The following is a 20,013-nucleotide window of genomic DNA, read 5'->3' as shown; positions in this document are numbered from 1 at the left end:
TGTTGAATATGTCACCGAGTATCCGCCGGGTCCCGACGGCGTCGGGTGCGACCGCTGTTCAAATCATCTGGCGGTACCGCAACCGCAAACCTGAAATCGAACACGTCGGCTCCGCCCATACCGACCACGATCTCGCAGCGCTGATGGTCAAGGCTCAGCGGCTTGTCGATGGCGAGCAAATTTCACTTGACCTCAAAGTGTTGCCTTCTGCGGTTGCTGTGTCTGGAACAGGCACGGTTGATAATCCCGTCACGGTATCCGGTGAACGCGCAGGTCTTCTCCTAGACGCGATTCGCGGGGCCTTCCAACTCCTTGGCCTGGATACGGCAAGCGGCAAGGACGAGGTGTTTTTCAACCTGGTCCAAGCCCGTATTATCTCGCCGGGTTCCAAGTTTGATTCCATTGAAACTCTGGCAGAAGTCGGCGTGGCCTCGGCTTCATACGCGACTATAAAGCGCTACCTTCCGCGGTATGCCGACAAAGACTTCCGCGACCAGATAACCCACGCGCTAGCCACACACGCGGCCATTGGTCCTGGTGTGATGGTTCTCTACGATGTGACAACCTTGTATTTTGAAACTGACGTGCCCGACGAGCTACGCAAACCCGGGTTTAGTAAAGAACGCCGACTCGAACCCCAGATCACTGTCGGGATGCTCACCGACTCCACCGGCTTGCCCTTGGCGATCGGCGCGTTTGAAGGCAATCGTGCGGAAACGCACACCATGTTGCCAATGATCCTGCGTCTTAAAGACGCCTACCACCTTGACGACATCACGATTGTTGCTGATGCTGGCATGTTTTCAGCCGCCAACAAGACCGCGATTATCGATGCCGGGTTGGACTACATTCTGGGCACGAAAGAACGCGAAATCCCAGAACCAATTAAAGCCTGGCTAGATGCAGCGGAAGGGCGCAGCTACACCGACTACGACGACGGACACATCTGGACCCACCGTCACCACAGCGACAAACGCCGCACCAGCGGCAAACCGCAGGCAGTGACCTATTACCAGTATTCCTACGATAGGGCTCGGCGCACAAGGCGCGGCATCGGCGAACAACTAGATAAAGCCCAGCGTGCTGTTGACGGAAAGATACCCGTCAAGCGGAATCGATACGTCAACCTCAAGGCCCCGAATAAGCAGGTCAACCACACCCTAGCCAACAAGCACCTAACCCTGGCCGGGATTAAAGGATACGAGACCTCACGCACAGACTTAAAACCCCAGGAAGTCATCGGTGCCTACCGGCGCCTGTTCACGATCGAGAAATCGTTCCGAATGGCGAAATCAGACCTGAAAGCCGACCGATTTATCACCGTAAAGAAGACTCCATCCACGCACACCTAACCATTGTGATGGCCGCGATGGCCACAGGCCACGTGTTGGAACAAGCCACGGGCCTGTCGTTGAAGCGATTAGTGCGAACCCTGAAGAAATACCGGACGTTTACCGTCGAAATCGCAGGCCAGACCCTCCATGCACAAACCGACCTGCCCGCTGACATCCGCGAACTCACCGAAAAGCTGCCCCAACCGTCTGACTAAATTGAGCCAAGTCAGGTATCAGCTCTGCCCAACAATCACCGTCGTAGTGCGAGACGCCACCGGTTTAATCCCACGAAGCGCCGCCGAATGGTTCCCCTTCCCATGGAACCCCCGCGACCTAGAGCAACCACAACAAATATCCATGTGGAAAGGCTACGAGGAACTCGTCAGCTCTAGGCGCAAACAACAAACCATACGTATCGACGACCTCTTCCACGTAGGTACCGCAGAAATCGTCTTTGATAATGAGAACGGCAGCACCAACCGCTACCCAGCCACAGTGACCGAAGTGCGCATCGTCACCTTTGCACTGGACTAAGCGCAACCACGCGGTCAGCGATCTCAAGAACCGCAGGATCGTGGCTCGCAATCAACACAGCTGCTTGGGGTGCTCGATGCGCACGAATCGCAGCGAGCACTAAACGTGCACTGTGCGAATCGAGCGCGGAGGTGGGTTCGTCGGCAAGCAAAAGATCCGGACCACCCAACAACGACAAAGCCACGCTGACACGTTGCCGCTGCCCACCGCTGAGATCGTCGGCACGCAACCGACGATGCTCACGACACAAAAAATTCGGCAACTCCAGCTCATCAAGTAACGCCGTGATCTGCTCTTGTGACGCACCAGTACGAACCAACAACGAACGAATCGCAACATGCGGATTAAGCGCCAACTCCGATTCCTGCGGAATCCACCCAAACCGGCGGCGCAGCTCACGCCGACGCTCACCAAGCCTCGATGCCACAGGGATACCGTCGAAAACAATGCTGCCGTCACTATGCGGAAGCAACCCCAACACACACCGAATCACCGACGTTTTGCCAGCACCCGAAGGAGCCGTCAACGCCACGATCTCACCAGCACCAACGCTCAAAGACACCGGTGCACACAACACATGTGAACCATGAGCTACCCGAACATCAGTAACCGAAAGTCGCGCCGCCCCCGGATCAGCACTGCTAGCAACAGCGGCACAAGGGCACGCAGCTGCCGGCTGAGGTGACACCGCGTGAATCCCCTTGGAATCCACGGTGAGGATCCGATCAGCAAGAGCACACGCCACATCCATGCTGTGGGTAATCACAAGAGTGGTGGCCTGAGAACGCCTACGCGCAATACGCAGTGTGTCCACCATCAGCTCCACGGTGGGGGCATCAACACCCGCGGTGGGTTCGTCGATAATAAGCAACTCGGGATCAGCTGCGACCGCCGCCGCCACGCTAACCCGACGCCGCTGGCCACCAGACAATTCCCGCGGGGTGCGATCCAGAATCCTGTCGATATCTCCTAGCCCAAAATCGCCAAGAAGACTCAGTATCTGCGCATCCGACAAGGAAGCACGAGAACGCACAATAGATCGCACAGAATGCCCAGGCGGTAAAGTCGCGCCGGGGTCTTGATCCACGTAGGCGCAGCGTTTACGCAGCTCACGCAGCCTGCGTGGCGCTAACTGCAGCGGGTTGAGCCCGTCCACATCAAGGCTGCCGGAACACCACCTACAACCAGGGGCGAGATACCCAAGGATCGCCTGGGCGAGCGTGGTCTTTCCACTGCCGGATTCTCCCATGAGGGCAACACATTCCCCAGAGCCAACATGCAGGGACGCATTGGTCAACAGTGTAGTGTCACCTGCGGTAATGGTGGCATTTGTTATGGTCAGTTCGATCATCGACGGCCTCCGGTGTGCTGTTCGAGCAGCAGCGCTGGGCAGGCTGTCAGTGCAATGATAGCGACTACGGGGGCGATAACCGCCCACGGGTTGAGGTCCACACCGCTAAGTCCGCTGCCCACCATGGCCGCCCACGAATTCTCCTGTGCGCCAGAGGTTCCGGCGAGAAATGCTGCGGTAGCTGCTAAGAATACGACCGTGACAAAGCGAATGCCGATGTCTGCGATGATGGAGCGACGCAGAGCGGGAAGAATGTGTTGCCCTATGATCTGTGGCCATGTGCTGCCGGTGGCGCGTGCACGGATTACGTAGTCGGCGGCGAAGATGGGACGGGCTGCGGCGATGAAGTAGCGGGTTGATAGTGGTACGGATAATGCGACGGCGGCGATAGCGACGGCAAGAAAGCTGCCTTCCGCGGCCGTGATGACTGCGAGCAGGATAATCATTGCGGGGATGACCAGCAAAATATCGCCGAAAAACCGGATGATAGCGCGCAGCAGCGGGCTTATCGACGCCACCAACGCCAGCAATAAACCGATAGCAGTAGCGATCACCGCGGCGATGGCTGGGGGAATAACAAGCCCAATGTTGCCGCTGAGCATCCGTGCCAGAAGATCTCTGCCAAGGCGGTCGGTTCCGAGGGGGTGCAGCGTGGATGGGGGATCGAAGGAGCGCGTCATTGTCTGGCTTGGGTCAGGTGTTCCTAGCAGGGTAGCCACGGTGGGGCCGGCGATGGCTGCGATAAGTGCAAGAATCCACAGCAGCCATAACGCAGAGGTGGTGACGGTGTGCAGGGATGGGCGGCGAAGGTGAATCATGCGCGGCGTCCTTGGATGTCGTGGTGGAGATCAGCCAGAGTGAACGCTGCGATGGTAATGGCAGCAAACACTGCGGTGAGCGTTGCCACGGCGATGGTTTCACGTGCTGCGATGAATGTGGCTATGAGCGTGCCGATTCCTGGGAATCCCACCACGTTTTCTATAACAACGGTGCCGGTGACAGCGTAGGGGATAGTAGCGGCACAAGCTTGGACAATGGGGCCTGCTGCGGCAGGAAGTGTGAGACGCCAGGCCACTGTTGCGGGATGGTGGCCAGCGAGGTGTGCGGCGCGAATGTGGGGGAGCGCGGCGGCGTCGACAATCGCTGCGCGCACGAGACGTTGCAGCCATGCGCCACCGACAAGCGCGATGGCGAGCGATGGAACAATCAGAGAATCGGGACGATCTAATGGTGTTCCACCTGGGGGAACCAGAGAGACTGCCGGTGCCAGATGCAGCACTCCCGCGCAGAGAATCAACAACACGGTGGTAACAGCGAAATCAGGGGTAGCCAGTGTGGTTTGTGCACCGGTAGAAAGTACTCGATCACGCAAGGCGGTAGGGCGTAGACCTGCGACAACACCGCTCAGAATTCCAATAAGGAGTAGCAGCGGGAGTGCGCAGGCAACAAGGTAAGCGGAATTTCGTGCCGAGCTCGCCGCAGCCTCCCACACGGGTATGCCAGAGGCGTAGAGGTGGCCGCCGTCGCCGTGAAGAAATAGCGCAGTGGCCCACTCTCCCAGCCGCACTAAGAGGGGGTCGTTGAGTCCGAGGCGACTACGGACCGCGTCGACAGTGGCGGGGTCCGTAGTGCGCGCGATGGTGCTGGCAGCATCACCTGGAAGAACATCCATGATGACAAAACTCGTCATCGCTGCTGCGACCAGCAAGACCGGTGCGCGCAGCACGAGGCGAATGATAGACGAAGTGCAGTGGGGCAGATGTGGCACGATACCGTGGGATTACTTGGTGGTAGGAATAGGTACGCTTTGAGAAACCGGCACGTCAGGGATGCCGTCGGCACGCCCGTGGACCTCATTTGCGTAGCCCCACAGCACATCGCCACCATCGCGCTGCATCTCAACAGCAAGCTTTTTGAGCAATGCTGCACGCTGGGAGTCGTTGGTTTCTTCCTGTGCTGCAGCCAAGCGCCTATCCCAATCGCCGGAAGTGCCAAATCCAGACAAGTTGAATATGGCGTGGGAACCGGTCATAAACGGCAACGCCGACTGCAAGGAGCGGTTCACAATGTAGGAGGCGAAAAATGGCAATGCGCGCAGCGCAGCCATATCGGCAAAGTAGGTGGTGGGGTCGCGCTTTTCCACGGTCACCTTGACTCCTGCATCTGCGAGCTGCTTGGCGGCGATGTCGGCACCGTCGTTCATGCCAGGGGTGAAATCGGCGGTGACCAAGGTGAGCTCTTTAATGCCCTTATCCTTGAAGATCTGTCGCGCCGCGTCGAGGTCACGGTGCACATCGGAGATGCCTTCGGGGTAGTCATTGAAGCCAAAACCTGGAATGTCTGCGCCGACGGTTCCCGCTCCATCGAGGGCCACATCGACCATGGCCTTGCGGTCCAAGGCGATCTTCACGGCACGGCGAACCTCGGGGTCGCTAAATGGTTCGACTGCGGTGTTGAGCACGAACAACAACGCTTTGGAATCGGCAGGACCTGGTATCCACGCCTGCGCTTTTTTCAAACTGCGGGCTGCTGTGGCGGGAAGATCCATGGCCAAATCCACGGCACCGCTATCCACGGCGCGCAAGCGGGCGTCAGCATCGGCAATAACTTGAATCTCTAGGGCCTGGGAGATCCGGCGCTCGGTGGGGAAGTGCACGTTAGCTGTCAGTTTCCATCCTTGGCCAGAATCACCGGATTCCACCACATAGGGTCCGGAGCCGATGGTGGTGCTGGGGTCTCCGTTTTTGTACACCAGTGAGTTCACGCCGAGTACGGCATCGACAAAGTCGGCGCGGGGGCGGGTGAGGTGGATTTCTGCGGTGGAGTCGTCGACAGCCTTGAGCTTGTCTACGTCGACATCGGCATAGGTTGTGCCATGTATGGGGTTTTTGGCCACCATTTTCAAAGAAGCGACAACATCGGCTGCGGTGACGGGGGAGCCGTCGGAAAAGAGTGGTGTGTCGCGGAGTGTGACCGTCCACATGGTGGCATCTTTGTTGGGCTCGACGCTCTTGGCTAACTGGAAGTCGGGTGCGCTATCGCCTGCGATCACAAGGGATTCATAGACGGCGTATATGGCAGCCCATGTGGCGGTGGACGCGGCTTCGTTGATGTTGAGGCCTTCGCCTGGTCCGCCGATTGCGGCAATGCGAATGGTGTCGGTTGCTGCTTTGCCACTGGTTGCGGAGTCTTCATCGCGGGAGCATGCGGCCATGACGGGGCCGGTGGCGGTGATGGTGGTTGCGGCTGCGAGGAGCTTGAGAAAATCTCTGCGGAGCATGTGTGGTTCGGTGTCCTTTTCGTGGTGGGAAGTAATGGTGGCTGTGGGGGTTGCTGGCGAGGTGGCTAGGGCAACCCGAAGTGTTCTCGGGGGCGGTGATGTGACGCAGTAAATGTCATGATTTTGGTCATTTCGGTCTTTCGGGTAAGAGATAGATCACGCAAGTTATAGGATAGCCTAATCCAAGTTCAACACTGGTATTTATGTCCTAATTGCAGGCTTTTTCATTAACTAATTACCCGATCATAGGGAAATGTTGTGCCGGTGGCTACATCGAGGGGGTGGCATTGTAGACCGCCTCGGTTTACCCTCTGGGAAATATGCCCATTGTTGAAAAGAATTACCACTTGCAGCGTGAGATGTATAAAAAGTGCTACATGGTAGCTGGTTGTGGAAGGAAATACTAGATGAACTCCACCACCACAACCGACACCATTACCGAAATTCTCACCTCCATATACGGCCCCATCGACCCCCATCAACCCCTCTCACACCTCGGCATCGACTCCATGACCGCGGTACGCCTCCAAAGAGAAATCCACCACGCCACCGGCATATATCTCCCACTTATCACTTTTATCGGTGATGCCACCGTGGCCACACTCGCCCGCGCAGTCGACAACGCCGAACCAACCCCGCTGGAAACGTCGACACGCACAACCCCCACCAACGGGCGCACCATGACCCCCGTCCAAGCAACCTACTGGGTAGGGCGACAACCCGACTACGCCCTCGGCGGAATCGCCACGCGCTTCTACATGGAACACGACATCACCATCGATGGCCCCATGGACGAATGGATCGACGCCCTACGCCGCAGCTGGAACACAGTGGTCCAACGCCACGGCATGCTTCGCGCCACCGTCGACCGCGACGGCAAAATCACCATCGCCGATACCGTCACCGAACACACCTTCCCCGTCCACAGCGCCGACCATGCGGCGGAAGTGCGAGAACGCCTCGCCCACCGCACCGCCGACCTTGGCACATGGCCTGTCCATGACATAGAACTCACCACCATAACCGCCACCACCGTGCGCATTCACTGCGGATTCGACGTTATCCTGATCGACTACCCCAGTATCATGCGCGTCCTCGACGACTGGGGGCGCGCACTCGCCGGCTACGATCTTGGCGCCGAAGACACAAGCTTTAGCGACCTCATCGCTCAAGGAATAGCCGAACCACTCCCCAGCGACGAAGCCTACTGGCGCGAACGCGCCCCACGCCTGCTACCAGGGCCCCTCGACCTAGCCGAGATTACTTACAATGCCGCCACGACCCCAGAATTCCACCGGCACACCCGCACCATCGCGGCTCAACAATGGAAACGATTCGTCGATAATGCGCACGCACACGGCACCAACGCCTCCAGCGCACTACTGGCAGTCGCCGCCCACAGTCTGCGACATGTAGGCCCACGGCGTTCCTTCGCCCTCGGCGCCACCTTCTTTTCCCCCGACGTGCTCGAACACGGCCCCGTTGGTGATTTCACCCGCACCGGTGTCGTGGAACTGCCCGACACCGTAGGTACCTTTGCCCAGCAAGCCAGCGCAGCGCAGCACGAACTCTGGGAGGCCTTCGACCATGCCTCGGTGACCTCTGCCGACATCATGCGCTGGCGCAATAGCCACACAACAGGGCACGCATTGCCGGACTATCCCGTAGTGTTTACCTCCGCCTTAGGTCACGGCGACAGCGCCGACTGGCTAGGTGTGATGACGTGGGGTGTGAGCCAAACCCCACAAGTGCTCATGGACTTATTGCACTGGGAATCAGATGATGATTTAGTACTCGCCTGGGATTGCGTCGACGCTGCACTACCGGAGAACTTCGCTGACAATGCCATCGATATTGCCTATGCGGTGATCCAGCAGCTCACCGACCCCGCGGCGTGGACGGACTCAACTGTGGTGGCTGACCCCTGGTTGCGCATGCCTGAACCCATGGAACTCATCGGCGAAAGCGAGCTTATCGACGCCCCACTGCGCGCCCAACACGAGGCAGCACCCGAGGCTCGCGCTGTTATTGCAGGGGAGCAATCGTGGACTCGCGCCGAACTAGACCACCACAGCGAACGCCTTGCTGCCGCGGTAGCCCGTGCCGCCCATGATCATGATGTAGTCCGTGCGGATGCGCCAGTTCTTGTGATGATGCAGAAATCCTGCATGCAGGTCGCTGCAGTCTGTGCAGTTGTTCGTGCAGGTCTTGCCTATATTCCGGTGGACCCCAGCTGGCCTATGGAACGCGTGCAGTCAGTCATGCAGCGATCGGGTGCCGTTGTGTGCTTAGCGGATGAGGGTGTGGCGATCCCCGAGGGATTGCACCGAATCCCACTATCCGAGCAAGGCGCAGAGGCTACCGGTTGTCTGGGGCGACAAGCTCAGCCCGAAGATCTTGCCTACGTGATTTTTACTTCAGGTTCTACGGGGCAACCCAAGGGTGTGGCGATCGAGCACCGCGCCGCACGGACCACCATTGATGATGTTAACCAGCGCTTTGAGATCACCGATACTGATGTGGTCCTTGGCCTATCCGCGCTGAGCTTCGACCTATCGGTATGGGACATTTTTGGTGGCCTTGGTGCTGGCGCTACCTTGGTACTGCCGGAAGAAGATCGCCTCCGTGACCCCTCTTATTGGCTCGACCTGTGTGATCGCCATGGGATCACCGTATGGAATTCCGCGCCACCGCTGTTAGAAATGCTCGTCGACTATGCCGAGATCGACCCTGCAGCCGCCGCCCATGCGCTGCGTAACCTGCGGATGGTCATACTGTCTGGCGACTGGATTCCAGTGACCTTACCGCGCCGGTTAAAACAATTTGCCCCCAATGCCACCGTGATGAGTTTGGGTGGTGCAACCGAAGCATCGATCTGGTCTATTTGCCATCGTACAAGCGATGAAGACGAACATGGCCCGTCCATTCCGTATGGACGCGCTCTGCGTGGGCAATGGTTCCGCATCCTTGATACCGAAGGTGTCCCAGTTCCACTAGGAACACCAGGTATTTTGCACATCGGTGGCCACGGTGTTGCCCGTGGCTATCTTGGGGACCCAAAGCGTACCGCTGAACGGTTCCGTGACCACCCCCGCTTCGGTGAGCGCCTTTATGACACCGGTGATGAGGGCATGTGGTTGCCCAATGGTGAGATTAGGTTCTTGGGGCGCGTGGACCGACAGGTAAAAATCAATGGTTTTCGTATTGAGTTAGGTGAGGTCGACGCAGCTCTGGCACGGTGTGCGAGTGTGAAATCCGCGATTTCGGCAGCGCCGCAGGATGCCTCGGGGCGCAAGCGCCTTCTTGGGCACATTGTACCTGTGCATCCAGAGCGTTTCGACGACTCCGTGTTGCGTCGCGAGTTAGCAGAGCACTTGCCGTCTTATATGATTCCTTCTCGTTTTGTGGTGCACGATCATCTGCCGGTCACCGATAACGGCAAGGTGGATCATAAGGCGTTGCCTAATCCGTGGTGTGCTGAAACCGCGCCGGAACCGCAGGTGGAGCCAGAACCCGAAGTGCTGCCCGAGCTTGATCGCGGTAGTGCTACCCCTACGGAGCTGGGGATTAACTCCTTAGATATTGTGCGGTTGGCCAACCGGATTGAAGATGCCACGGGTACGCGGCCGTCGTTAGCCACCTTGTTGAATCAGCCGTGGCAGGAGTCACTGGCGATGGCGGAGGTGTCAGAAACTCAGCAGGCGCTAGCGTCTGAGCAAAAACCGGAATTGGTGCCAGATCGTGATCGTGAGGTCACTGATGTTGTCGGTGCCGGAATGGCGTTAGGTGCGCGAATCCGTGCGGAGGTTCCGATAAGCGAGGAGCCGGTAGAAGAGCAGTTTGTGCAGGTGGGGCAGTGGCTTAAGCAGCTGCGTGCGGTGGTAGAGCCCGCCGGATGCATGCAGGTTACCCCGCCATCAGGAAACATATTGTGTGCCATTGACATCACTCCTGGTGAGAAAGCGGACATGCCTGACCATGCACCGTTGACTCCGCTGCAGTTGGGCTATTTGGTGGGGCGCGCGGATACCTGGCTTGGTGAGCCGGTGGCGCCGCACTATTACACCGAAGTTGAGGTAGCAGACCTTGATGTGGTGGCGTTGCAACGAGCACTCGATGAGGTAGTGCGTGCGCACCCAGCACTGATGTTGGGCGTGCGTGACGACGGCAACCAGGGCTTATCCGAGGCTTTGCGGCCGCAGGTGATGGTCACTGATTTGCGGGATCACCCCGATCCAGATGGTGAGCTGGAGCGCATTCGCGCTGTGGGGTGTGCTGGTGTTTCGGATCCGTTGGGTACCGCATGGTTCCAATTGCGCGCAACCCTATTGCCTGCTGCTACGCGGCTGCATCTTTCCATCGACATGCTGTTTTGTGATGTTGTCGGTGCTGGAGTGTTGGTATCTGATCTGCAGCGTGCCTACAAAGGGGAGACCCTTGAACCCGAACAACGAAGTTTCTTGGAGTTTGCGCAGCGTGTGGCGCAAAACTCCGGCGCGCAGATTACGGCAGGTGCCAGCGATGCTCAGCCGTTACCCGCAGTGATTGGCCCGTGGCAGCAACCCACCTCGGCGCGCTTTGAGCGGATTCGTACGGAGATAACTTCGGATGTGGCTGATGGGCTTTCTCGTGCTGCAGCGACGATGGGGGTCACCCTTGATGCGTTGATGGCGACGATCATTTCTACAACAGCCGGCGCGATTACAGGTTCTCCTGCGCAGCCTATTGTGGCCACGGTGCTTGCGCGTCCGCGAGGTTTTGAGCGCACGGTGGGTGAGTTCACCTCGACGGTGCGTGTTGTCCCAGATCAGGGCGATTTTGTGGCGCGGGCACAGTCCGCTACGCACACCTTGGTGGCGGCTACTGATCGTGCGTTGCGGTGTGAGAGTGAGCCTCGTCAGGGGTCTGCGGAGGTGACACCGATTGTGTATTCCTCGGGGCTTCATGCTGTGGGCGATCAGTCTGAGGTTTTGGGCATGTGGGGTAAAACGATCGTTGCTCAGTCGTGGACGCCGCAGGTGCTTGTCGACGTCCAACTGTTTCGCACCGAGTCTGGTCTGGCGCTCATCGTGGATTATGCCGTTGATGCGCTACAGCTTGGTGCTGGTCGCGCGTTCGCCGATGGCATTGTTACTGCTCTGCGGCAGTGCGCCGCGGGGGATGCCATGGATTCGATATGGCCTCAGCTGCGTGTGGCTGGGCTTCGTGCGGTGGATACGCGGTGGACAGCATTTGATGGTGATTCTGCGGCGAGTTCCACTAAGCCAGACCATCTTGTTGAGGTAGACATTGTTGCCCAGGAACTAGGGGCGGTGCTCGGAATAACGCTTGACGCGCAGTCCTATGACAAGGGATTTTTCGATGTGGGCGCAAGTTCCGTTGATCTGATTGCCATGCGTAATGCGCTGGTAGAGCGGGGCTATTCGCTTACGCTTCTCGACGTATTTGCACACCCTAGTGTGCTGCAACTCGGTCGATTCATTGCCCCAGATACCCCGATTACCTCGCAGGTGACTACCGATTCTGCTCATCAACGCGGCCACAGAAGGCGTCGTATAGCTCGTGCTTTGAATGGAGAACTTTCATGACCACATTCGCATCAACTGACATCGCTGTGGTGGCTGCGGAATGCCGATTCCCAGGCATTAACACCATGGCTGAGCTGCACCAGCAACTATGTTCTGGAACTCCAGTAACACATTCGGTGCCTGATACTGGGCAATCGGATTTTGTTCCAGTGGGCACCACCATGGACAACATTGAGTTTTTCGACCCCGCCCCGTTTGGGATGTCCAAGCGCGAGGCGGAGTTGTTGGAACCGCAGGCACGATTGCTACACGAATTGTGTTTGCAGGCCCTTGATTCTGCCGGTCATGGCTTTGGTCGGGGAATTGAGCAAGCCGGTGTGATCATGGGTGGTACGCATGCGGCGTTTTTGCATGATCGTTTTCCGGATTTCGACCCGGTGGGTATTCACGATCCGATTGAAACCATGGAAGCCTCATTGGGCTCCTATACGGATTATTTGGCTACCGGCATTGCCCATAGGTTGTCGTTGACGGGGCCGGCGTTTACGGTCCAGACGGCGTGTTCTACGTCGTTAGTAGCGATTCATTTGGGTGTACAACAGCTGCTGTTGGGGGAATCGGATCTGGTTCTTGCTGGTGGCGCCACCATTCATGTGCCACAAGGCCACGGCTACCAGCACATTCCTGACGGGCCGTTTTCTGCTGATGGTTTCACCCGCCCCTATTCGGCGCAGTCCTCGGGGGCGGTATTTACCCAAGGCGCTGGCGTTGTGGCGTTAAGACGCGCCCGCGATGCCGAAGCCGACGGCGATCCGATTCTCGCAGTGATCCGCGGTACGGCAGTCAACAATGACGGCGGACGCTCCGCGGGGTTGGTGGCTCCGTCGATGCACGCACATGCTGAGGTGATTAAAGAAGCCCACGCCATGGCCGATATAAGCCCACGTCAAGTCACCTACGTGGAGGGGCATGGTACCGGCACGCGGGTGGGTGATCCTTTGGAATTTGCGGCCTTTGCCGAGGTTTTTGGTTCCGCAAGCACACCGTGGTGCACTTTGGGATCCGCAAAAGCCATCCTTGGGCATACGGAGGCCGCCGCTGGTGTAGCCAGCATGATTGCGGTGATCGGTTCGCTGCAAGCACGTGAAATCCCAGGCACCATTGGTACTGGCGAGCCCTCGCCAGACTTAGTGCTTGAGGGCTCTGCGTTGCGGTTGGCGGATCGCACACAGCCGTGGGGGACACCGGATGAGGAACTCATCGCAGGTATTAGCTCCCTTGGATTCGGTGGCACTAATTGTCACGTGGTGGTGGCGCAGGCTCCCCAGCGGGTGGAGAAGACACCGCAGCGCCCGCAATCTTTCACCGTGCTTCCGATTTCTGCAGCTACCAGTGGGGCTGCCAATGCGATGACAACGGAATTATCGCAATGGGCCCACAGCAACCCTGAACGGCTTGCCGATGCAGCGTGGACGCTGCAGCATGGTCGCCACACCATGGCGTATAAGAGTGCGATCGTTGTTGATCCCCACGGGACTACGGTCGATAGTTTCGAGGCCTGCCATAGTCCGCATACCGCGCGTGTGTTATTCGCCTTCCCAGGTGGCGGTGCGCAAAAGACCGGCATGTTAGAGCAGATTGTGCGCGTAAGCCCACGGTGGCGTGCCGAGTTCGAATCCATTGCGCGCGCCTTTAATACGCATCTCGACGGCGACATTCGTGCCGTATGCGCACCGCAATTTTATGGTTGTAGCCCTGTCGATGCCGCTGATCCGATCTTGGGGCTACCGGCCTTGATAGCAGCGGAAATCCTTTGCGCCCAAATGCTGACCGCTGCAGGGATCACGCCACACGGCGTAATAGGGCACTCGACTGGCGAGTACGCTGCAGCGATTGCCGCAGGTGCACTAACAATCGATCAGTTAGCGCCTTTGATTGCTGCGCGTTCTACTGAGCTGGCACGGATGCGCTCCGGTGCGATGGTGCGCGTGCGTGCCTCTGCCGCAGAGCTCGAGCAGGTGCTTGAGCAGTTCCCCAGTGTGGAAATCTCGGCGTGGAATTCACCACGCTCGACGGTGCTCGCAGGAGATACCGACACCATGAATGCGGTGGTTGCCCAGCTCGGTAGCAGTGCGGAACTGGTGCCGGTCACAGTTGCTGCGCATTCGACTTTCGTAGAACCAGCACTTCCTGCTGTACGCGCTGCCGCACAGCAGCTGCAGGCGCATACTCCGATAGCACCTGTGTTTTCTGCAGCGACTGCTTCTCGGGTGACAACCGCGCAGCTAGCGGATCCAGAATTTTGGGCACAGCATATGCGCCAGCCGGTGCGTTTCCACGATGCACTCACAACTGCTGTCGATGAACTCGGTGGTCCTGTGGTGGTGATTAACGTAGGCCCTGGTGCGACCTTGGCGTCCTTGACTAGGGAGTCCGGCCTTGAAGGTATTAGTGCTACCGTGACCACCGCCGGGGATGATCGTCTGCTCAGCGAGCAGTCTATTGCTGGGGCAGTAGCTCAGCTGTACACCAGCGGTGTACCACTTGAGGTGGCACAGGGGGCGATTACTGAACTACCGCCGTATCAATTTGATCGGCTGCATTTGTGGCCCGAGAAGGCTGAACGTACCCCGTCAGCTCAACCGTCGCTGTGGTATCGCCTGCATTCTCGACGCATCCCGCGCAGGTCAGCACAGTCCAGTGCAGCGGAGTATCAGTTGGTGCGCCACGCAATAAACGCTGATCCCCATGACCACGCGGCCGCCGTGGCGGATTGCTGTGCCGTACTTGTGGCTCATGCGCGCACAGCACAGCGCCACGATGTGGTGGTGCTGGAGTGTACAGACAGCACCACCGCAGGAATCGTTGCTGCCGCCGCGCGTTCTTGCTGCGATGAATTAGGGATCCGCGCCGTTGCTACCAGCGGTGATGTGAGCGATCACGACGTTGTTTACGCACTTGCTCACGGTGCTGCGGTGATCACACACAATGGCACCACCAGCACCTATGAGGTGTCACTGCGTACAGAGCAGCCCCGCGCTAGTAAGGGCACGCTTCCGAGCACCGTGGTGATTCTTGGTGGCCGTGGCCGCATAGGTCAGGTGCTAGCTCATGCTTGCCAAGAAGCTGGCATTGAGGTTGTTATCGGTACCCGGCGCGAAGGCATAGGGCATGTAGATCCTAGTGATCCTCAGGACCTTGCTCGGTTGTTGCGTGAGCATGGTTGTGGCTGTAGCACTGCGGTGATTGTGGCTACTGGTGTGGTGGGGGAGCAGGCGTTCGCGGAGGCTTCGGATACGGATGCTGCATGTGTGCGCCACCATTGGCAGGCAAAGCCGCAGGTGGTGGCTGCGGTGCGGGAGGCGTGTGAGCTGTTAGGTGATGCCGCGCCGGGCCATGTTGTGGTGATGTCCTCGCTGGCGGCTTATACCGGTGGTGTGGGGTTGGCTGCGTATGCTGCGGCAAATCGTGCTGCGGAATGTGTGGTAGCTCCTGGGACGGATACGCGTTGGTCGGTGGTTGCTAGTGATGGTTGGCGCAGCGGTGCGCAGAATTCCTTTGGCCGGAAGTTGTTGCGGCAGTCGTTGTCGCAGGATCAGGGTGTGGCAGCGGTGATGTCGGTGTTGGCATCGGCACTTGATGGCATAGCGTTGTTGACTACTCGCGATGCTGATGGGGCTTCCTTCGTGGGGGCTGATACTGCAGAAGGCACCCAGGAGCATGCGTCTGTGCAGGCTGTGGTGTCCTCGGGCAGTGTTGCTGAGGATGTCAAACAGATGTGGTCGCAGTCTTTGGGGGTTGATGTTGATGATTCTGCGGACTTTTTTGATCTCGGTGGCAGTTCTTTGCAGGCGACGAAGCTGCTTGCGGATGTGCGAGATCGCTTCGGCGTAGATATTCGGTTGCGGCACTTGTTAGCGCAGCCGTCGATAAGTGCGATGGTTGAGCGTATTCATAGCCAGCGTGGTGAGGTTCCGGAAGCTCCGGTTGCCCCAGAAACCCCTGCTACCAGTGTGGATACGTGGCCGCTGACGCCTGTGCAGCGTGCTTATATGACGGGTAGAACGCACAGCTTTGGGCTTAATGCGGCTGCGTGCCATAGCTTTGTGGAAACGCTTGTTCCTGAGATCGAGTCTTTTGATAGTGAGGCGTTAAACCGTGCGGTGTCGACCGTGATCGATCGCCATCCGATGTTGCGGGCTGTGGTGGATGTGGAGGGCCACCATGCGTTAATCCCTAGGGCTTATCGGGTACCGGTAACCGATTGTCGTCGTAGTGCGAATCCCGAGCAGGCGTTGCAGCGTTGGCGCGAGAAATATTCCACGCGGGAAAGTGCCGCCGACCAGTGGCCGTTGGTGTCGTTGGCCGTGGCCTATGCGCCTGATGGGGTGCATGTGGGCTGGTCCGTTGACGTTTTGGTTTGCGACGCTTCTAGTTTTGGCATCTTGTTTGATGAGATTTCTACCGCATATCGAGGGCAGGCGTTGCCACCAGCGCCGCAGCGGCATTTCGCGGAACACGTTGCAGCGGTTCACACCAGCGCGAAAGATCGCGAGTTTTGGGAATCACAACTTTCGACGCTTCCCCCAGCACCGGCGCTGGGAGAACCTGCTGGTGAGAACGAGTCCTTCCACCGGCTTACCTATGCGCTTGATGCTGTGCAAGCAGAGCGCCTAGAGCAGGCAGCTAAGGAACACAAAACCACTGTGACCTCGTTGTTCTTGTGGGCGTATGCGAAAGCGCTGAGCGACTATACAGGCCAAGGGGATATGTCCTTAATGCTGACGGTTTTCGACCGTGCTGAGGAGTTCGCCGGCGTGATCGGCGACTTTACCTCCCTTGTTCCGTGCCCGATTCGTTGGAAAGACGGCGGGGATTCGATTGCGGCAGTCAGTACCTCGCTTTTCGATGCCCTCGACCACAGCTCCATGCCGGGACCCGATATTGTGGCGCGGAAATCAGCACAGGATGCTACAGCATTCCGGCTGCCGGTGGTATTTACCTCCACGATTGGTACGCAGGTAGACGGTGGTGCTCATGATGGGTTGGGCACAATGATCGGTGGGGCAAGCCAAACCCCACAGGTGGTGTTGGATCACCAAGTATTCCAGTGGGGTGGGACTCTTCACGCACAATTCGACGCTGTGGAGTCGGTACTCGATGCAGAGGCACTAGAGCGCTTCTTGGCTATCTATCGCCGTTACCTTGATGAGATTGCACCGCTTCCGCAGCCATCATCGGCGCAGCTAGGTAGTGCGGATGTGATAGCAGTGTGGAAGCAGATTTTGGGCGTGTCCGAGGTATGTGCACAGTCGCAGTGGGCGCAGTGTGGTGGCGATTCCTTAGATGCGATTCGTGTGGTGGCAGCGCTGCGTCGGATCGGTGTGCACACCTCAGTAGAAGAAATCCTTGGTGGTATTACCCCAGATGAGCTGGGCGGTAAGCGTACTGAGGTTGATGTGGTGACGGTGCGGCGACACCCTATGGGAGAACCTTTTGTGCTTACGCCACTACAGCAGGCGTACTTGGTGGGTGCTGATGGCGGCTGGGATTTCTCGCACCATTCTGCACACTTTTACGTTGACTATGCGGACCCCGATGCCACCGGTGAGCAGATGATTCATGCGGTGCGTGCGTTGATCCGCCACCAACCTATGTTGCGCGCAATCGTTACTGACGACGGCCACCAGCTGATCCTCGATGCCGATGATCCGCAGGTTGCCACCCCGCCAGTCGAAGTGGTTGACCTCTGTGACGCTACGGCAGACGAAGTAGACCGCGCCATTAATGAGGTGCGCGAAAGCTGGTCTGTGGCACCTGTTGACCCCCGCAGCTGGCCAACATTTCGTATCCTCGTGCACGAGCTACCCGAAGGCGGTTCGCGCATTCACGTGCAAGCAAGCCTGCTGTTTGTCGACGGCTGGTCGTTCTACCTGTTCTTCGATCAGCTATTTACCTTCCTAGACAACCCGAATACGGTGCTGCCGAGGGCGTCGTTAAGCTTCGCCGACTATGTGGCCACCGCTGCTGAGCTCGATGCCCAGCAGCGTGAAGACGACACCCAATGGTGGCGCCAACGTCTAGCGGATCTGCCGCAACCAGCAGCTTTACCCATTGCGCGGCCGGATTCCTATGACGGCATAGTAGGCATGCACCGCGACGCTGGGCGGCTCACCACGCAACGCGCTCAAGAGTTCTTCCGCATATGCCAAGAACACAACACCACGCCTACCGCAGTCATTGGTGCCGCGTGGGCACAAGCAGTGTGCGCTCTGAGCGGCGATGAAGAACTGCTCATGGCCGTGTTGTACTTCAACCGCAAAGCGATAGCGGAAGACGTCGACCGTGTGTTGGGGCCATTTGCCACCACCGCACTAGTGCACTGTACCCCACAACACTGGGGTACAGATCAGCCTGCTGGATTTGCTGGCGCACTTGCTACCTCCTTGTCCCATGCCAGTGTGTCCGGTATTGAAGTCGCACGAATGGTGTCGCGGCATCGCTCCAACCACGATGTGGTAGCGCCCGTGGTGTTTACCTCCACGCTGGGCTTCGACGATCAAGCTAGCGCCGCCGCCACCGCGCGAGTGGATGAGACAGACGTATTTGAACGCGTGGTCACACCGCAAGTGTTGCTGGATTTGCAGGCCTCGATGGAAAACGGTTCGGTGGCTATCAACTTGGACTCCCCACGCGGAGCATTCAACCCAGAAGCCACCGCGGCACTGCTTGACCATGTGCTTTGCCAAGTCAACGCCTACATCGATAACGCTGGGCATTTTGAACCCGAGACAACAGCAACCGCTGCGCTACACCAGTGGGCGCAGCCGCGCGATGACCACGCGGTTGCCGTGCACGATGATCGCACTGCCCAGCGTTCGTTGGCACGCTGCTGTTCGCCGGAGTCCTTAGCAGCGGTGACCAGCGAATTTAGTCATGTGCTCGGGCAAGATTGTGCTGCGGAAACCAACATGCATGATGCGGGCGGCGATTCGCTATCCATGGTGCGCATTATTGCCCGATTGCGGGCGAACCAGCGCCTAGAGATCACCCCCGAGGCGTTTTTGAGCGATCCCACCCCAGCAGGAGTGGCCGCCCGCGCCGCCTATGAGCTAGACCCAGACATCCACGTACTCCCGCTTGCCGACGGCACCGGCGAGCCCCTGTACCTGCTCCATCCTTCCGGCGGCGATGTGCTGTGCTACATGGGCCTAGCCCGCGAGCTCCAAGGCCGGCCAGTCTATGCGGTAGCAGACCCAGGGCTCGAAGACACCCCCATGCCAGTCGACCTCGACGCCGTAGCGCTGACCTATGGCCGCGTTATTATGGCTCACCGCGCTGGTCTTGCCGCTACGGGCACACACGGCGTGCACGAAACAACCACCGGCTACCTCATCGGCGGCTGGTCCATGGGCGGCACAGTGGCACAACGAGTAGCGGTGCAGTGGCGCGACCAAGGAATCGCCGTGGGAGCCCTCGTGCTGATCGACTCTAATTCTCCCGACCGGATTCGGGCGTTGACAGGCATGAACGACCGTGAGGTAGACGCGGAGTTCGCGCGTCGATACCTGCGCTCCTTGCAGGCCTTCGGGGCAAACACCGTAGACGCCTCGGCGGTCACCGAATCCGACCCAGCATCAGGGGTCGCCCGCGCACTCGCCGGCCAAGGTCTAGCACTAAAAGACGTAGAACGCCGAATCTCCGTGTTCACACGCCACCTCGCGGGTCTAGCTCAGCTACGCGCCCGCCCGCTTGTCGACGTCCCCACGCTGCTCGTCATCGCCGAACACCAAAGCCCCGCCAACTCTGGGGTCGGCATGGGTGTCGACGATGCCCGCGACACCGAACACTTGGGCTGGGGCGACAACCTGCCCACGTCCACCACAGAAATCGTGGTGCCAGGACATCACTACTCCGTGCTGTCCGCGCCGGGTCTTGAGATTATTTCTGAGCAGATTCGGGAGCTTTTGGCATGACATCTTCTAG

5 protein-coding genes and 2 pseudogenes are annotated in these 20,013 nt (G+C 58.6%); 3 read left to right on the top strand and 4 right to left on the bottom strand.

Annotated features, from left to right (window positions below; translation table 11 throughout):
• Nucleotides 1–8: 8 nt before the first annotated feature.
• Nucleotides 9–1,549, top strand: a pseudogene (locus tag ABMV07_RS12580) (IS1634 family transposase).
• Nucleotides 1,550–1,820: 271 nt separating this feature from the next.
• On the opposite strand, the pseudogene ABMV07_RS12575 reads toward ABMV07_RS12580, so the two are convergent.
• From ABMV07_RS12575 to ABMV07_RS12560, 4 genes and pseudogenes are all read right to left on the bottom strand, one after another.
• Nucleotides 1,821–3,219 (bottom strand): annotated as a pseudogene (locus ABMV07_RS12575) (ABC transporter ATP-binding protein); the annotation flags it as partial.
• Complete coding sequence (locus ABMV07_RS12570; protein ID WP_088267547.1) at nucleotides 3,216–4,037, bottom strand: ABC transporter permease subunit; 822 nt, start codon at nucleotides 4,035–4,037, stop codon at nucleotides 3,216–3,218. The pseudogene ABMV07_RS12575 and the gene ABMV07_RS12570, both read right to left, overlap by 4 nt.
• Entirely contained in the window at nucleotides 4,034–4,987 is a 954-nt protein-coding gene (locus ABMV07_RS12565) for an ABC transporter permease (protein WP_088267548.1), read from the bottom strand. The genes ABMV07_RS12570 and ABMV07_RS12565 overlap by 4 nt, the downstream gene beginning before the upstream one ends.
• A gap of 12 nt (nucleotides 4,988–4,999) precedes the next feature.
• Complete coding sequence (locus tag ABMV07_RS12560; protein ID WP_088267549.1) at nucleotides 5,000–6,499, bottom strand: ABC transporter substrate-binding protein; 1,500 nt, start codon at nucleotides 6,497–6,499, stop codon at nucleotides 5,000–5,002.
• 407 nt (nucleotides 6,500–6,906) lie between these two features.
• On the opposite strand from ABMV07_RS12560, the gene ABMV07_RS12555 reads away from it, so the two are divergent.
• Both ABMV07_RS12555 and ABMV07_RS12550 read left to right on the top strand, forming a co-directional pair.
• Nucleotides 6,907–12,087, top strand: a complete 5,181-nt coding sequence (locus ABMV07_RS12555; RefSeq protein ID WP_374064676.1) for an amino acid adenylation domain-containing protein — start codon at nucleotides 6,907–6,909, stop codon at nucleotides 12,085–12,087.
• On the top strand, nucleotides 12,084–20,003 hold the full coding sequence (locus ABMV07_RS12550; RefSeq protein WP_374064675.1) for a condensation domain-containing protein: 7,920 nt from the start codon (nucleotides 12,084–12,086) through the stop codon (nucleotides 20,001–20,003). Before ABMV07_RS12555 ends, ABMV07_RS12550 begins: the two co-directional genes overlap by 4 nt.
• Nucleotides 20,004–20,013: the final 10 nt, after the last annotated feature.

This window comes from Corynebacterium belfantii (assembly GCF_041898185.1).
GTDB lineage: Bacteria > Actinomycetota > Actinomycetes > Mycobacteriales > Mycobacteriaceae > Corynebacterium > Corynebacterium belfantii.
The sequence above is the reverse complement of the archived record's forward strand: the minus strand, read 5'-3'. Positions and strand labels throughout refer to the sequence as shown.

Coding starts and splice junctions, on each gene's coding strand:
- ABMV07_RS12560 (WP_088267549.1), bottom strand. CDS start 6,499: ATGCTCCGCAGAGATTTTCTCAAGCTCCTCGCAGCCGCAACCACCATC.
- ABMV07_RS12555 (WP_374064676.1), top strand. CDS start 6,907: ATGAACTCCACCACCACAACCGACACCATTACCGAAATTCTCACCTCC.
- ABMV07_RS12570 (WP_088267547.1), bottom strand. CDS start 4,037: ATGATTCACCTTCGCCGCCCATCCCTGCACACCGTCACCACCTCTGCG.
- ABMV07_RS12550 (WP_374064675.1), top strand. CDS start 12,084: ATGACCACATTCGCATCAACTGACATCGCTGTGGTGGCTGCGGAATGC.